Raw genomic sequence first — 15525 nt, 5'->3', positions numbered from 1 at the left:
AAATTTGTAAGTTATTTTTGGATATAATTATTTTACCTACATTCACAAAAAAATTAATTGTGAACATAAGGAAAATAATTATTGATTGTTTGGTTTATCCGTTAAGAATCCCCATCAATACTCTTATTATTATCGCTTACGCATATCAGTTTTACCATCAAAATTTTGTCCTTGATGTTGAATTACTAATACTTACCCACTCATTAGAGTGCCAAAATACCACCGAATTGACTGTTGTTTAAAGGTTATTGGTCGCCACGCACCTAATCTTATATATTACCTTACCATCAACTACAATAAGAGAAAGTCCAATGGAATATATAAGATTGGTCATTTTTATACATTGGCTGACCAAACCTACTATATTTTAGCGTTCGAGATTTCCCGATTGCTACTGCATAGTGCATAACAGTTAACCTATACGTTAACGAGCGTAATTTTCAGCCCGTTAAAAAAGTGTATAGGAAATAAACCTATTGCAATCCTATTTTTTTTGATATACAATATATTTACAGTTTGGTTGTATATCCTTTTATGGATTGCAAAAGTATTTATAAAACGATATTCAGTTTTGGTGGAGGTGTTTCGCATACACCTCTATTTTTTTATCTTAATTTTTTAATAATATTTTCTATTGCATGTGCCTTATCTGTCATATCTCATTTTTAATACCCCCTATCATTGTCCATATTGGCTAAAGGACTATACGCCTGATATTTTCTTCTTAGGTCTTCGCTTTGTAGGTCTAAATAAGCAGACTCAGTAACTTTTACACTAGAATGTCCTAATATCTTACTAAGCACTAGCAAATTTCCACCTGCTAATATGAATCTTCGACAAAAATTGTTACGTAATCCGTGTGGAGTTATCTTTTTGTTTATCTTAGCTTTCTTTAAGTACACTCTAAAGTTTTTCTCGAAGTTACCTATACTTAGCACTGCGTTTGTTCTCTGTGCAGGGAATAATAAATCTGTTTCCACCATAGCATCTTTATATTTAAGCCATCTTTGTAGTAATTTACTCATGTTAGAACTAAAGAAAACAACTCTATCTTTTTTGCTTTTTGTAGTATTTGCAGGTATTAATATTGTTCTTCTAGCAATGTCTAAATTATAGATATTTAAACTTAATGTTTCCCCTAGTCTCATTCCAGAATCAAAAATGAGATTAATTACTACAAAATCTCGGAACTGATAAAATTTACTTAAATCCAATGACTTAATTAACTTTTTATATTCTTCATCGGTCAATTGCTCTTTTGCTTTCCTCTCGGTTTTCAAAAATTTACATGAATGTATTTTTGTATTTTTGCAAATATTGTTTTCTTCTAAATAAGTAGCAAAAGATTTTATATTTCTTAAATACCCATTTAATGTAGATATCGCAATAGTTTTTCCATCGTTTTCTCTCTTGTCTAAATTAGCTATAGAAGCACCTTCTGGATTGCACGTAAAAGTATATTTTCCTCTTTCTCTAGTAAACCTTAGATAGTCTTCTACAATCTCTTTATTAACTTTTTTTATATCTGTTATTTCTTTTAATTCATTTAACCATTGTGAGAATAGCATTAAGGTTTGATGATAAGATTTTATAGTTTTTATAGATAAATTTTTATAAGAGCAAAATTCTAAATAATCAATTATAAAATCATCTATTGTTTTTGATTTCCTATTAATTTTTGGCATAAAAACAACCTCCAATATACTGAAATAAACTCAACATATTAGAGGGATTACATTTATTATATTTATAGGCGTAAAATTATAATTTTAGTATTACTTTAAATAATTGGTAGGCGTCATTTCAGATAATATATTAAAATTCTATTTCTTTATTTATTCCTATATATGATATAAATTACATTAAAATATATCTTTAAGAACTTCTTCATTAAATTTATCAATTCCAACTCTATCAATAAAAAATCCTAGTTTTTCTCCATCCTCTGCATCTTCCTTATAATATATAAAAATATTATCTACTAACTTTAACGCTTGCTTCTCTGTTATATCTTTAGCAATAATATCTGCTATTCTTGGATTATAACCCGCTGATCCTCCAGCTGTTACAATAAATCCAGTTTTATCAGCAATTATTCCAACATCTTTACTATATACACTACCACAAGCATTTCTACATCCTGATACTCCTATCTTAGTTCTACATGGCATATCCATCCATTGATATCTTCTTGAAAGCTTCATACCAGTGCTAATAGTATTATATTTTGACCTCTTACATAATCCAGCAGGACACATTTCAATATTCTTTACTGAGTTCTGTGTTCGAACAGCAGGCTCCATACCAAGTTCACTCCATATGCTAGATAAGTCCTCTTCTTTAAGATTAGTTATTAATATCCTTTGCCCTGATGTTAGCTTTAATACTGCATTATATTTTTTTGCTACATCGACAATTTTTTGCATAATGTCTGGAGTAATAAAACCTCCTGGAATATGTGGAGTTATTCCATAGGTTCTTTTTCCATTTCTTATTTTTTGAAGATTACCAAATTTCATATTCTTCCTCCTACTAAATACAATTATTAAATAATGACTAATATGACATTAATATATATTCTATCATGTATTTTATATAAATAGTCTTCTATCTTACTGTAAATTATATGTATCTTAATCTATGTATCTTCTTTTTAACTAAAAAAATATTACTGGAATTAAAATTTCCTAGTAATATTGTAATAAATAAATTATTAATACTCTTTAAAATTTCTATTATGTAACAAAATCACTGTTTATTATTAAAAAATATAGTAATATAATGTAGTAGACAATAAATTACATATTATTTTAGGGGAGTGATTTTAATGGCATGTCCATCAGAATATCTTAGTAAAGGATATAATTGTGCTGAATCTTTAATTAAATCTTATAATGAGGAGCATAATCAAAATATTCCACTTGGATTAGGTAGTGGAATGGGAGCTGGCGTAGGTGTTGGAAGCCTTTGTGGTGCTATAAATGCTGGTATTGTAATAATAGGTTATTTAAAAGGAAGAAATGATAATACAGAAACTAATATGGCTAGAAATTATTCAAGAGAATTTATAACAACAATAAAAGAAAAATATTCTACAGAAATGTGTAGAGAATTAAAAGCAAATAATATTAGTTGTGCTGAAATAGTAGATTTTTCTTATAATACACTAATTAAAATGTTAGAAAAGTAAAAAAGATAGGTGGAAAATCTAATCCACCTATCTTTTTAAGTATTCTTTAATTTCAAGTAAATTTTTAAAACTTTTATGGCAATATTTCATAATTTCTTCATCGGACTTTTTTAAATCCTCTACATGTAAACCTATCATTTTAGCATTATAGGCTGCTTTAATACCTGCTGGTGAATCTTCTATAACAATACAATTTTCTGGATTTACAGAAAGTTTTTTAGCTGCCTTTAAAAATATTTCTGGATCTGGTTTTGCATTTATTACATCATCTCCACAAACTATAGCATCAAATACTTTTTTAATATCACCCATCTTCAATTGTTTATTTAATCTATCTCTTTTGGCTGAGGTCGCAAGGGCTATCTTATATCCATTTTCTTTTAAAAAATTTAAGATTTCCTTAGCTCCAAACTTCATAGGAACTTCTCCCTTGTCTATAACTTGTACTAAACTATCATCCTTTTCATCATACATTCTTATTATAGGTAAATCTTGTCCATACACATCCAAGAATGTTTTAATAACATTTTTACGTCCTCTTCCCATTACAGATACATAAACCTCTTTAGTCATTTTATATCCATATTTATCAAAAACCTTGGTCCAAATATCTAAATATATCCTTTCTGTATCAAATATAACTCCATCCATATCAAATAATACTGCTTTTATTTCATTCATTTTTTATCTTTTCCTCTACATATTTTAAGTATTCCTTTTTAAATTCTAAATATCCATTTCTTCTCAACTTACAAGCTGGACACTCTCCACAACCATTACCTATTATTCCGTTGTAACAAGTTAAGGTTTCTTCTTTAACAATATTAAGCACACCTAAATCATTAGCCATTTTCCAAGTTTCTGCTTTGTTAATCCACATTAATGGTGTAAGAATTTCAAACTGATAATCCATAGCTAAGTTTAATGTAACATTTAATGATTTTATAAATACATCTCTGCAATCTGGGTATCCACTAAAATCACTTTGAGATACACCAGTTATAATATTATTTATTCCTCTTTGCTTTGCAAATACTGCAACAAAGGTTAAAAATAACATATTTCTTCCATCTACAAATGAATTAGGAGGTCCTTCCTTAGGTGTATCTTTGTCAACATTTATATCTTGTCTAGTTAGTGAATTTGGTGCTAGTTGATTTAATAAATTTAAATCTAAAATATGATGTTCTACATTATATTTTTTACATATATCTCTTGCACACTCTAATTCTAACTTATGTTTTTGATTATAATCAAAAGAAACTGCTATAACTTCTTTAAACCTCTTTTTTGCCCAAAATAAACAAGTTGTGCTATCTTGACCACCACTAAATACTACTATTGCTTTTTCTTTATTCATTTATTAGTACACCGCCCTTTAAACTATGTAGTGTAATCTTAACTACAAACTACACTCATTTTTATTATTGGCTATGTTTTAAAACAGTGTTAATATTGTAGTATAAAGCTCATGGACAGAGGAATTTACTTTTTAGAACTCTCACTTAAGAGTTCTAAAAAGCAAATTCCAATGCCAGTTCGCCCTTATACTACAATATCAACCTTTACTTAAAATATAGCCTTATTATTTAGTATAAAGCATCATTAATTTGTTATTTAGAATTGGATCAGTATTAAATCTTCCTCTTAAAGTAGTCGATATTGTTTTAGCACCTGGCTTTTGTATTCCTCTAGTAGTCATACATCCATGTTCACCCTCTATAATAACTGCTACGTCTTCTGATTCAGTTATTTTTTGCAAGATTTCAGCTATATCTGTTCCTATTCTTTCTTGAAGCTGTAGTCTACGGCCTACCATATCGGATATTCTTGCTATTTTACTTAGACCAATAATTTTTTTATTAGGTATATATGCTACTGCAACTTTCATGTTATACATGAGTGCTAAATGGTGTTCACAATGACTAAATATTTCTATATCTTTCATAAACACTATATCCTTGGTATTTTCTTTTATTAATAAATCATCCTCAAAAGTAGTATTAAACATACTTGCAATGTCATCATTACTGCAGCACATCCCTTGAAATACTTCTTCATACATTTTAGCTACACGTTTAGGTGTATCTTTTAGTCCTTCTCTATCAGGATTATCACCTAGAGCTATTAAAATACCTCTTATATGTTCTTCAATTGCTTTTATATCAATTTTCATATATTATACACCTCTCTTATTTACTTCCCATATAACTTTGTGAAGTTGTATTTGCAAATTAACTTTATTCATGTTGTTTTTTTTCATAAACTCTACTATATCATCCATATTAATTTTTCCGAATACAGGACTAATATACACATTAGTTTTATCTACAAGACTGTACTTATCTATTATATATTTAGCCTTCTGTAAATCTTCAATGCTACCGGATACAAATTTCACTGTATCCCTCTTAGTTAAATATTTAAAGTTCTGTAATGACATTTTATCTTCCATATTACTTGAAGGAAGTTTATAATCCATAGTAAAGCTTGGTGGATTTTCTATCGTGGAAAACTTATCTATTAACACACTTCCATTAGTTTCTATTTCAACATCAAGTTTATTATCTTGAGATAATAGTTCTAATAGTCCTATTATTCCTTCTTGAAGAAGAGGTTCTCCTCCAGTTAAAGTTATATTCCTAACTTTTGTTGATTTAATATATTCATATATATCATGACAAGACATTAGATCATAAGAAACATTTTTTTCATTTGCCCAAGTTGTATCGCAATAGCTACAGTTTAAATTACACCCTGCAAATCTTATGAATACTGCTAATTGTCCACAAAGGCGACCTTCTCCATTAATACTAACAAACTTTTCAACTACCTTAAAATTCACTTTAACGAGCCTCACTTTCTTCATATGTAGCACTATTAGTAGGAGTCTCATAAACAGTGGATCTGTTTATATTATATCCTTTATCTTTCATTGTTTTAAAGAAAAATGCCGCAAAATTTTCTGCTGTTGGTCTAAAATTAACTTCTATTGTTTTAAATCCATCTTGTTTTATACAATTTAGTGTTTCTTCTCTCATAGTTCCTTGTTCTATAATCAATGCATGGTCATAATAATCCACCATATCTTTAACATCTCTTTTCAAATCTCCAAAGTCTATTACCATGCCATCAAGCTGACCACCTTTCACTAAGGTTTCTGACTGTACTTCAATTTCAACCTTCCATCTGTGGCCATGAATGTTTCCACATTTACCTTCATATTTAGCAAGGAAATGAGCACTATCAAAGCTATGTTCTGCTTTTAAAATATACATGTTTCTTCCTCCAAAACTTAGTTTAAAATCTTAGGCACATAAAAGAAAATAATAGACCAAAGATAAGTATTGTCTTTCGTGTCAGATGCATCGGCAAGTTCAGTTAATAGCAGACTATTATCTGATTTTGCCGATGCAGTATGACTCAGAAGAGAAAATTATACTGTTCTATTATTTTTTTGAATGTACCTTACTTCCATAATAACAGCACCCGATTGCTCCATTAAACTGAGGTTCTTTTACTAATACTATTTCTTCATAATCATTTTTCAGATATTTCTTTATTGAAATATTACTAGCAACACCGCCAGTTATAATTAATTTTTTACCTTTAAATTTGCTTAAAAGAGGGCGTAGCCTTTTGTAAAGAGAATAGTTAACCCCTGCGCACAACCTTTCAATGCTTACTCCTTCAGCTATTTTCCCAATTAACTCTGATTCAGAAAATACTGCACAAGTTGAATTTAAGTCAACAGGATTTTCTGAGTATTTACTCATTTCATCAATAGATATTTCAAGTACATTAGCCATATTTTCTAAATATCTTCCACAGGAAGCAGCACATTTTTCATTAAGTTCTAAATCAGTAGTAATACCTTTCTCTACTTTTACAACTTTAACGTCTTGACCTCCTATATCTAAAAGTATAAAGTCTTTTAATGCAGTTTGATAAATTGCACCATATATATGTGCTTTTAACTCATTTATAGGTGTAAAAAGTTTTAAATCAGTATTGTTTTTTCCATAACCTGTAGAAACAGCTTTATCAATTTGTCCTATATCAAGCTTTTCTAAATTTACTATTACCTTCCCATCAAAATTGCAATAATCTCTGTAAAAACTCATTGTACTTACTTTTTTATTTTGTATTATCTTATTATCTTCCATTAAAACAATTTTAACTTCTCTACTTCCAAGATCTATACCTAACACTCTCATTTTTTACTCTCCTTTAAATCTAGTAGCATATCAAGAAAAGCTTCTAATCTAAGTTTTGTTCTTGCATCTAATATATTTAATTTATCTCCTTCAATATTCAATATTGGAATATCCAACTTTTGCTTTAACACTATATCTTCAACTGCTCTATGGCAAAAAGCTTGAGTGTAGTGAATTATAGCATCTAATTTTCTATCTTCAATTTGCTTTTTTAACTCCATAATTCTAAATTCAGTATCATAAGGATAAGTATAATCATAATATTGTTCAAATATAGTTAATGCTTTATCCGCTCTAGGAAACGCAAATTCTCTTTGCACTTCATTATATACAAAATGAGCATTTAAATTTTCAACAAACTTATATATATCTCCAGTCATAGGCGGAACACCTATGTATCCTAATCTTAGCTTCTTATTTATCGGTTTTCTTTTTTTTATATCATCAATAACTTTTTTTAAATCTGCTTCAAAAGCACCTAAATCTCCGTTAAAGTCACTTAAGCTTACTTGATATAAATGATTTTCAAAGCCATTAGCTTTATTATGCACATATGTTAATTCATCAATTCCTTTTGATAATTCTCTAATTTCATTTAGTCTTTCTCTAACTACTTCAACTTCTTCAAGACTTACATTAAATATATCCATAAACTTTCTTATTTCATTTTCTATATCTTGTCTTTTATGACTGTGTGAAAATGAAAATGGATAAACCTTAATTCCTTTTAATTGAAGTACTTCAATAAGAGCTTTGGTATTAGAACAGTCTCCCTCAATAACTCCAACTATCTCTTTAATGTCGTTTTCTATACATGCTCCATAAATCCCCTTTATCCAAGCACATAAACTTTTAGGAAAACCATCTCTTTCAGCTATATCTATATATTTTAAATAATCAGTAGATGTTATAAAAAGGTTATTCAAATCTACAGGTGTATATCCTGCTGCTATAAGGACTTCTACTGGAACTGTTGTTGTTAATCCTATTTTTTTCATTATCACGACCTCCTTACATTTGTAAAGGCAGAAACTATATATTAATAACTAATTTTTTGCAAATAAAAAAGGGCAGAAACCGCCCTTAAACAAAAAACTACCTAAGTCGGTAGTTACGCCCTAGTTTTGTTTATAGACAGGATGGTTACACGAACTGTCTTTATTATTCTATTTAATATGTGTACATATTACTATATTCAATTAAGTAAGTCAAATTGATTTTATAAAATAGAGGTTGAAAGTCTTATTTGACCCCCAACCTCAATTCATTTTTTAATAATATAGAATAATATTATTGATTTTTATTTAAATGAATTTTTATTATTTTATATAGAAACTAAAAAAGATTACCTAATTTATTAAAAATAAAAGGTAATCTCTCTATTTGTCATAGATTTCTTGCTAACAATTCTTATATTTGGTTGTGACACTTCAGCGTAGCACCAATACTGTCACATAACCGAAGGCTCGATTTTTAATGTGCACAGTATTGGTAGCGAAGCGAATTGCGCGCAACCTAATGATGTGTGTCTAACAAATCTCCACCGCGGCGCAACACCGAGGCATAAAGGCCAAGAAATCTACGTTTATTATTGAATTTTCTTACTTGTTAAAGTATACCATATTGAAACTTAAAATTCAACAATTTATGACTATTTTTTTAATTTTATATGTTTTAAAATAAACTTGACTCATATCCATTCGCTGAGTAAGTTCAAGAAATGCAACCTTATAATTGGCTATTTATCAAATCCATAGCATCATTAATAATATCTTCATATCTTCTTGCATTAACACTTTTTATCCATGATGTCATACCTGATATTTCATTTATTACTTTAGATGATGGAAGATCACCATTATTTTTAACTTTATTAGCATTATAAATTGCAGCTCTTAGTCTTTTGATCCATTTTCTTGGAACTCCAATTTCTTCATTATTTATGACAATGCCAGTTATGCATTGACGATTATTTTTTCGTAGGAATTTTGTTTTATTTTTATTTATGTTGAAGCCTTCTTCTTCTATTATCTTTGAAACTAATCCCATGAATTTTCCAATGTTTAAGTCACTATTATCATTCATAAAACTAAAGCTCATATCATCTGCATATCTTGTATAAACGAAACTATATTTAGACGCTAGTCCACTTAATCTTTTATCTAATTTTACACAAATAATATTTGTAATCATAGGACTTGCTGGTGAACCTTGAGGTAAAATTCTGTTTGATGTTTTAACGTACTTTTCTTCTCCTCTAACTTCTACTTTCATACGTTCACAATATGTACAAATCATAGCAATCATAGATGCAACATATCCAGAATATCCAAAGGATTTAAACATCCCTCTTACTCTTTCAAATGTAATAGTTGGGAAGAAATCTTCAAGGTCCATATTAATTAATAATTCAGGCTGCTTAGTATGAGCTTTTGCTCCTGAAACAACTGATCTTCCTTTTAAAAATCCATGGGCATAATTGCTTGTAGGAATTTTTGATAAAATTTCTTCTAAAATTTTTCTTTGTGAATTTTTAAGTATTGATTTAGGAGCTGCAATATTACGAACTCCACCTTTTTTCTTAGGAATAGTATATCTATTATAATGATCAACTGAAACTACATCTCTATGGTAAACTAAAAATCTTAGCTTTTTATATTCTATTCCAAGGAAATTAGCTAATTCTTTATCATCTTTTATAAGAGGTAATTCTTGTGATAATAACTTTTCATCATCAGTTTCTGTATCCTGAAGTAACGAAGAATACCCTTTTCCTATAAATACAATTTTATCAGCTTTTTCTTTTTCCCATGCCTCAGAACGCTGTCTTTTTTCAAACTCTCTTTGTTTCTTTCTTTCAGCACGTCTAGCAATAGACTCTTCCATAATAATTTTAGATACATCTAATCTGATTTTTTCATAGTCCCATGTTTCATCATACTTTTTCTGAAATTCTCTTAGTCTTTCATTTATTTTATCTTTTTCTTCATATAAATTAGCAATTTCATCAATTATCTTTTGATATTTTTCTAGCAAATCTTTTCTTTGTGCATATTGCTCTTTTGTTTCATTTTCTTGTTTTTCATAAGGTGTAGGTAAATTCTTTGGCCAAAATCCGTATTCTTGCATCTTTATAAGGGTAAATTCCTTTTTACCCATTTTATTTACAGTTTCTCTGTAGTTTTGTCTATTATTCATATTATTTTCATGGTTCTCCATCATAGTACTGTCTCCATAATATCATTGATTTTGTATTCTTTGTTAGGCTCTAGTTTTAATCTCAAAAATTTTGTAGAAATCATATATAAAGCAAGAATATGCGCACAAGGAGCTGAAATGTTTCTAGGTCCCTTATTAAACTCTCTACAGTTACATTTAACTTTTGAAATTTGGCCATCTTCATCTATTGTTAATAAAGTTTCTGTTAAATCAAATTCTCTATTATAATCATCTGTACGATAATATTTCCATTTTTTATATTTACTATTTGGCATTTTTAATGAATGTGTAAAAATAAATTCATTATCATCACTCATTCTTACTCTGAAATTATCCATTCCTTCATCTATATGTTCTTGAACTTTTAACTCAATATCTGTTGTTTCATATAATTCTTTTGGAATGGGTGCATTGCATAATTTTCTAAATCTTATATTATCATTTACTGCATCATAATAACCTTCACCACGTCTTAAAAGCATACCTATTCCTGCTTTATTTACGCTCTTTGAATCTTCATTTAAATTATCATAAATACTCTCCATTGAAGCATAGCGCTTTTCTTTTAATAATTTATAAACTTTATCATAGTTTCCATCACCAATAAATCCTCCTAAAATATTAAAGGCAGTTCCTTTAACCCAGTCATTAGAAGACCATGATGAAAAACCTATAGTCATTTTCATTGTTCCCATATCAGCTGTAATAAATTGTGGCATTCCAAAACCAAGCAGTCTTACTTTAAAAGACTTAGATAGTGGAATTATCTTTTCTAAGACTAGCCAACGTCTTCTTCCCCACATTTTCTCTTCTCGCTTTTTTTCTCCAGTATATATTGCTTTAAGTGTAAGAACCGTACCAAAAGGTTCAAAAATAATTTTTACAGGTTTATTAGGCTCTAGTACCCACTTCATATATCTTGGACTTTTTTTAGCTTTATGTCTTCTTAGAAATGAACATATATCATACATATCTATAGGTGATAATTCAATATCTATCCCACCTAAACTTGCAGCTGAAGAAACTTGATTAAATCCCTTTATCCACGTTTCAGGAAGGTCTATTTTCTTTTCCATATGTTCAGGCATTACCCCAGTATCTACTGCAAAACCTTCTGGATTAACAGAAAGCTCTACATCACTATATGTTCTAAATCTTTCAATTTCCTTAGCTAATTTAGCTGAAAAATCTATATTAGTTGTTCCTAAAGATGGCTTTTGAAGCAATTCAAATTCTTCCATATCAATTGATAAACATCCATATGTAGATTCATCCACAGAAAATGCTTCAAAAGATACCATATCAGGATGTACTGTTATTACAGGGTCTAAAACAAACCAAAGATCAAGATCTCTATCTTTTATGAATTTCCAAAAATCTTTTTCGATTTTATAGTAATCTTTCCAAATATCATGTTTATCAATTTCTTTTTTAAGATTATTTTTAACATCAATCAGCTTGAATATATCTGTATTTTTATCTTCTAATTTACCTATTAAATCATTCATATCCTTATTAAGATTTTCTCTAACCTGTGGCAAATATTGTTCATGTTTTAAAATTCGTCTTTCAATTTCTCCATCAAGCCACTCAAAAAATTCAACTCTTTCTTTCTTTTTTTGGCTTGCGTCTGAAATAACAATTTCACGAAGCATAAGCATTGCATCTCTAAAAATAAGTGGATGCTTTAATTTACCTAAAAAAGATACCTTTTCATCTCTAGAAAGATCAGGACTAAGTCCTAAGACAGTTTGTTCATTTTGCTTTATACACATTGATGGACTTGCATATTGATAATTAACCTTCAATGAACATAACCTCCTTTCTAATTTTAGCTAATGTAATAAGTGCACGTTCTGAATCTATAATTACATTTGAACCTCCAATATCTAATAGCATATCTTCAAATTCATCTAATTTATTTCTATATTTAAGTACAAATTTAGGAATAGCTTCATATACATTGTCTTTACTCTTAGAAATTCTATTAGGAAGAAATAAAAGAGTCTTTACATAATACATGAAAATATCTTCATTTCCATTGCCTAAATTATGTAGTATTTCATTTGTCTTATCAGAAATATAAGCTTTCACCTCATTAGAAGTATGCTCTAACATTTGAATGATAAATTCCTTAGGAATTAAATCTCTATAAATTTCATCTAATTTTCTAAGTCCAAATAAATATACTTTCTTTACAGGAGAATCAATTATAATTCCATGCAATTTCTTTTGTTTTTCTTTAGCCATATTATCAAAAATTTCTTCTGCTTTTTTATTAAGTATAGTTACATCAGATTCAAACATAATTAATAAGGTAGAAAATCTTCTATTTAATTCTTCACAGTTTTCCATGATAATTCCAAACAATATTTTAATCATTTGAGATGTACCAGATTCTAATATGCTTATAAATTCAGCATCACAAGGTAAATTCTTATTTTGTATTGATTCTAAAATAGAAATAATTTGTCTATTTCTTACTGAAATTGCTTTTGGTGTAGATTCTATAACAACTCCCTTAAGTAAATCATCTAAATCTTCATATGAAAGTGAGAAAATCACTTCTTCTAAAAATACTTCCATCCATTCTGGCATTGTAGCTTTATCAAAAATTGATGAAATAATATATGATATTAAACTTATCTTTTCATTATCTAAAATATTTTGGATTTTGCTCGTAGAAAGTGAAAGTAAATCCTTAATATCCTTAGAAAAACTAATATTAGAATTTTTAAATCTATCAGCATTATTTATAATAGCTTTTACAAATTTTAAATACTCATTTCCCTCTAAAGAAAGAACATTTTCCTTAAATAAACTTGTCCAATCATTAAGATTATCTAAAAACATTAAATCCACTATATCATTAGCTTTAAATGAGCCATTAGTTCTTTCAAAGAATTTCATAGCAATCTCATGAATAGCTTCATCACTACTATTAATTAAATCAATCATTAATTTTGAATCAAATGTATTAAGCTTATTTAACTTTTTCGTAAGAATATCCATAAACATGTGTGCAAGTGGTTCATAAGAAACTTGTGTTAAATCACTTAGCTGCTTGTAAGACATTTTATTAATAAGTTCATTAGTTTTTTCAGAATCCTTCAAAATATAATAACATGCTTTAAATACTGAGTTAATATTTGAATTAATAGCAATATCTAATACATCTTCTAGATGGCTATCCCAAATTTCCTTCATAAACTCATATCGTCCTTCAAGTTTCATTAATTGGTCACTTTCCATCCACTCATGTCTAGCATACCAATTATCCCAACCAGTAGGAGGTTTTTCATTAAAATCATAATATAGATAGTTCTTTATAAAATCATTAAATTGAAAATTACCACGGAATTTACATACATAATCATATTTTGTATAACTTGTTAAAAGAGATTTCATTGCTTCCATAAATTTGTCCGGATCATTCTTTCCATAAGAATCAATAATTCTTCTTACATATCTCTTAAAATATTTTAGTTCTTTACTTTTACCACTACCTTTAAAATAATAAGTTAATCGTGGTGCATCTAAATAATATGCTATTTTTCCAATAACATCTGCTAGTCCATAAGCTTCAGCTTCCTCTATTGTATTTTTAAAATCAATAGTATTTAATATTACCCCATCAGTATAAGGACCTACTTTATAACGTTCTGGACATCTATACTGTATCCATTCACCCTTTTCATAATCATATCTTCCGTAATATTCTTTTAGTAACTCCTGTGCAGCATATTTTCTATAATGAACTCCTTCAAGTATTTTATTTGGCTGAATATCCTTACCATTAATACTGATAAGATGTAAATCCATTTGTGGTAAATGTTCACGTATAGAAATTACTCTATTCTTCTTTAACTCTGGAGTTATTGTATTTATATAGATATTTGTACATCTCTTTACACCTTTTGTATAATTTTCGCCACCCCAATTTATATCAGATTCAGTAATAGTTTTTGCTTCTTCAATTAATAATGAATTCTTTCTCTTAGCAAGTTCTAAAAACAAACCAGATACTAATTCAGTACTTCCCACCTTTAAAAGCAAATCATATATCTCTTTCGGCGCATTACTTTCAAGCAATTCATTTAAACTCTTTTTTCTCATATAAAGATTTTCATTACTCAACATATCATAAATAATTGCATAATACTTAGAAATATCTTCATCTAATTTCAAAATTTCATTAGGATGTTTAGCTAATTTAAAGTCAGGAAATTTAATGTTTTGGGATTTTACCTTCTCTACACATTCTTCATAAGATACTTCTGTAAAATAAGGCAATACAATTTGCTTTTCTGATTCTAACTTTTTAAATTCCTTAACTAAATAATTTTCATCTCTATTCCAGTACCAATTATATTTTATTCCTGTTTTATAATACATTTTAGGAAAATCTTCATCTTTATTCCTATTATAATATCCACCATCTTCTATAATTTTTACTGCTTGGAAAGATGGTAAATGTCCTTCTTTGCCTTTGAATATGACATAACTAGTATATTTAACATCATCTTCAAGAATATTATTAATAGATTCTCCATCACTTTCAGTACTTTTAAATTCATGTTCTCCATAAAGAATAAGAAAACTTGGATTATCATTGCTATCATATCCCCATAAAACTATACTTCTTAATGGGTTATAATCCTTTTTCCATATTCTTTTTTGTACTTTAGTTTTTTTAACTAAACAGTTTTCATTAATCTCATTTTCGTTTAAGTCTGGCTGTTCAATTGTGCCTTCTTTCGATTTTAAAAAAGAGAAAACTGTTTTAAAAAAGTTGTTTTCTTTAGACTTTGACATAACAGTAAACCACCTTAATTTTGAGCTATATTTTAAGTAAATGTTCATATTTTAATATAAGCACCAACTGGCATTGTAATTTAC

General features: G+C 28.3%; 13 protein-coding genes. 1 reads left to right on the top strand and 12 read right to left on the bottom strand.

Annotated elements, in window-relative coordinates:
• Positions 1 to 665 precede the first annotated feature (665 nt).
• Positions 666 to 1685 carry a tyrosine-type recombinase/integrase gene (locus BM027_RS00135; RefSeq protein WP_090087328.1) on the bottom strand — a complete coding sequence of 340 codons (1020 nt, stop codon included), beginning with the start codon at positions 1683 to 1685 and terminating at the stop codon, positions 666 to 668.
• 177 nt (positions 1686 to 1862) lie between these two features.
• Positions 1863 to 2519 (bottom strand): nitrite/sulfite reductase domain-containing protein, encoded by a 657-nt coding sequence (locus tag BM027_RS00130; RefSeq protein ID WP_090087323.1) that lies wholly within the window; start codon positions 2517 to 2519, stop codon positions 1863 to 1865.
• Between the two features lie 308 nt (positions 2520 to 2827).
• Here BM027_RS00130 and BM027_RS00125 point away from each other — a divergent pair, with 308 nt between their 5' ends.
• Positions 2828 to 3190, top strand: coding sequence for a C-GCAxxG-C-C family (seleno)protein (locus BM027_RS00125; RefSeq protein ID WP_090087318.1), 363 nt, complete (start codon positions 2828 to 2830; stop codon positions 3188 to 3190).
• A 27-nt stretch (positions 3191 to 3217) separates the two neighbouring features.
• Here BM027_RS00125 and BM027_RS00120 read toward each other — a convergent pair whose 3' ends face one another.
• The 10 genes from BM027_RS00120 to BM027_RS00075 all read right to left on the bottom strand — a co-directional run bounded on the left by BM027_RS00120 (position 3218) and on the right by BM027_RS00075 (position 15441).
• Positions 3218 to 3871 (bottom strand): HAD family hydrolase, encoded by a 654-nt coding sequence (locus tag BM027_RS00120; RefSeq protein WP_090087315.1) that lies wholly within the window; start codon positions 3869 to 3871, stop codon positions 3218 to 3220.
• Complete coding sequence (gene queC / locus BM027_RS00115; protein WP_090087312.1) at positions 3864 to 4550, bottom strand: 7-cyano-7-deazaguanine synthase QueC; 687 nt, start codon at positions 4548 to 4550, stop codon at positions 3864 to 3866. Before queC ends, BM027_RS00120 begins: the two co-directional genes overlap by 8 nt.
• A 225-nt stretch (positions 4551 to 4775) precedes the next feature.
• Positions 4776 to 5366, bottom strand: a complete 591-nt coding sequence (folE, locus tag BM027_RS00110) for a GTP cyclohydrolase I FolE (RefSeq protein WP_090087309.1) — start codon at positions 5364 to 5366, stop codon at positions 4776 to 4778.
• A 3-nt stretch (positions 5367 to 5369) separates the two neighbouring features.
• Positions 5370 to 6035, bottom strand: coding sequence for a putative 7-carboxy-7-deazaguanine synthase QueE (gene queE / locus BM027_RS00105; RefSeq protein ID WP_090087305.1), 666 nt, complete (start codon positions 6033 to 6035; stop codon positions 5370 to 5372).
• Position 6036: 1 nt separating this feature from the next.
• Positions 6037 to 6468, bottom strand: coding sequence for a 6-carboxytetrahydropterin synthase QueD (queD, locus tag BM027_RS00100; RefSeq protein ID WP_090087302.1), 432 nt, complete (start codon positions 6466 to 6468; stop codon positions 6037 to 6039).
• 171 nt (positions 6469 to 6639) lie between these two features.
• A complete protein-coding gene (locus BM027_RS00095; protein WP_090087299.1) occupies positions 6640 to 7407 on the bottom strand; it encodes an acyl-CoA dehydratase activase in 768 nt (255 codons plus the stop codon).
• A complete protein-coding gene (locus tag BM027_RS00090; RefSeq protein WP_090087296.1) occupies positions 7404 to 8405 on the bottom strand; it encodes a 2-hydroxyacyl-CoA dehydratase family protein in 1002 nt (333 codons plus the stop codon). The genes BM027_RS00095 and BM027_RS00090 overlap by 4 nt, the downstream gene beginning before the upstream one ends.
• Before the next feature lie 730 nt (positions 8406 to 9135).
• Positions 9136 to 10629, bottom strand: coding sequence for a reverse transcriptase domain-containing protein (locus BM027_RS00085; protein WP_090087293.1), 1494 nt, complete (start codon positions 10627 to 10629; stop codon positions 9136 to 9138).
• Positions 10626 to 12434, bottom strand: coding sequence for a hypothetical protein (locus BM027_RS00080; protein ID WP_090087290.1), 1809 nt, complete (start codon positions 12432 to 12434; stop codon positions 10626 to 10628). Before BM027_RS00080 ends, BM027_RS00085 begins: the two co-directional genes overlap by 4 nt.
• On the bottom strand, positions 12424 to 15441 hold the full coding sequence (locus tag BM027_RS00075) for a hypothetical protein (protein ID WP_090087287.1): 3018 nt from the start codon (positions 15439 to 15441) through the stop codon (positions 12424 to 12426). The genes BM027_RS00080 and BM027_RS00075 overlap by 11 nt, the downstream gene beginning before the upstream one ends.
• Positions 15442 to 15525 lie beyond the last annotated feature (84 nt).

Origin of the sequence: Clostridium uliginosum (assembly GCF_900112485.1) — a bacterium.
GTDB classification, from domain to species: domain Bacteria; phylum Bacillota; class Clostridia; order Clostridiales; family Clostridiaceae; genus Clostridium; species Clostridium uliginosum.
This window is presented reverse-complemented; position numbering and strand designations above follow the sequence as displayed.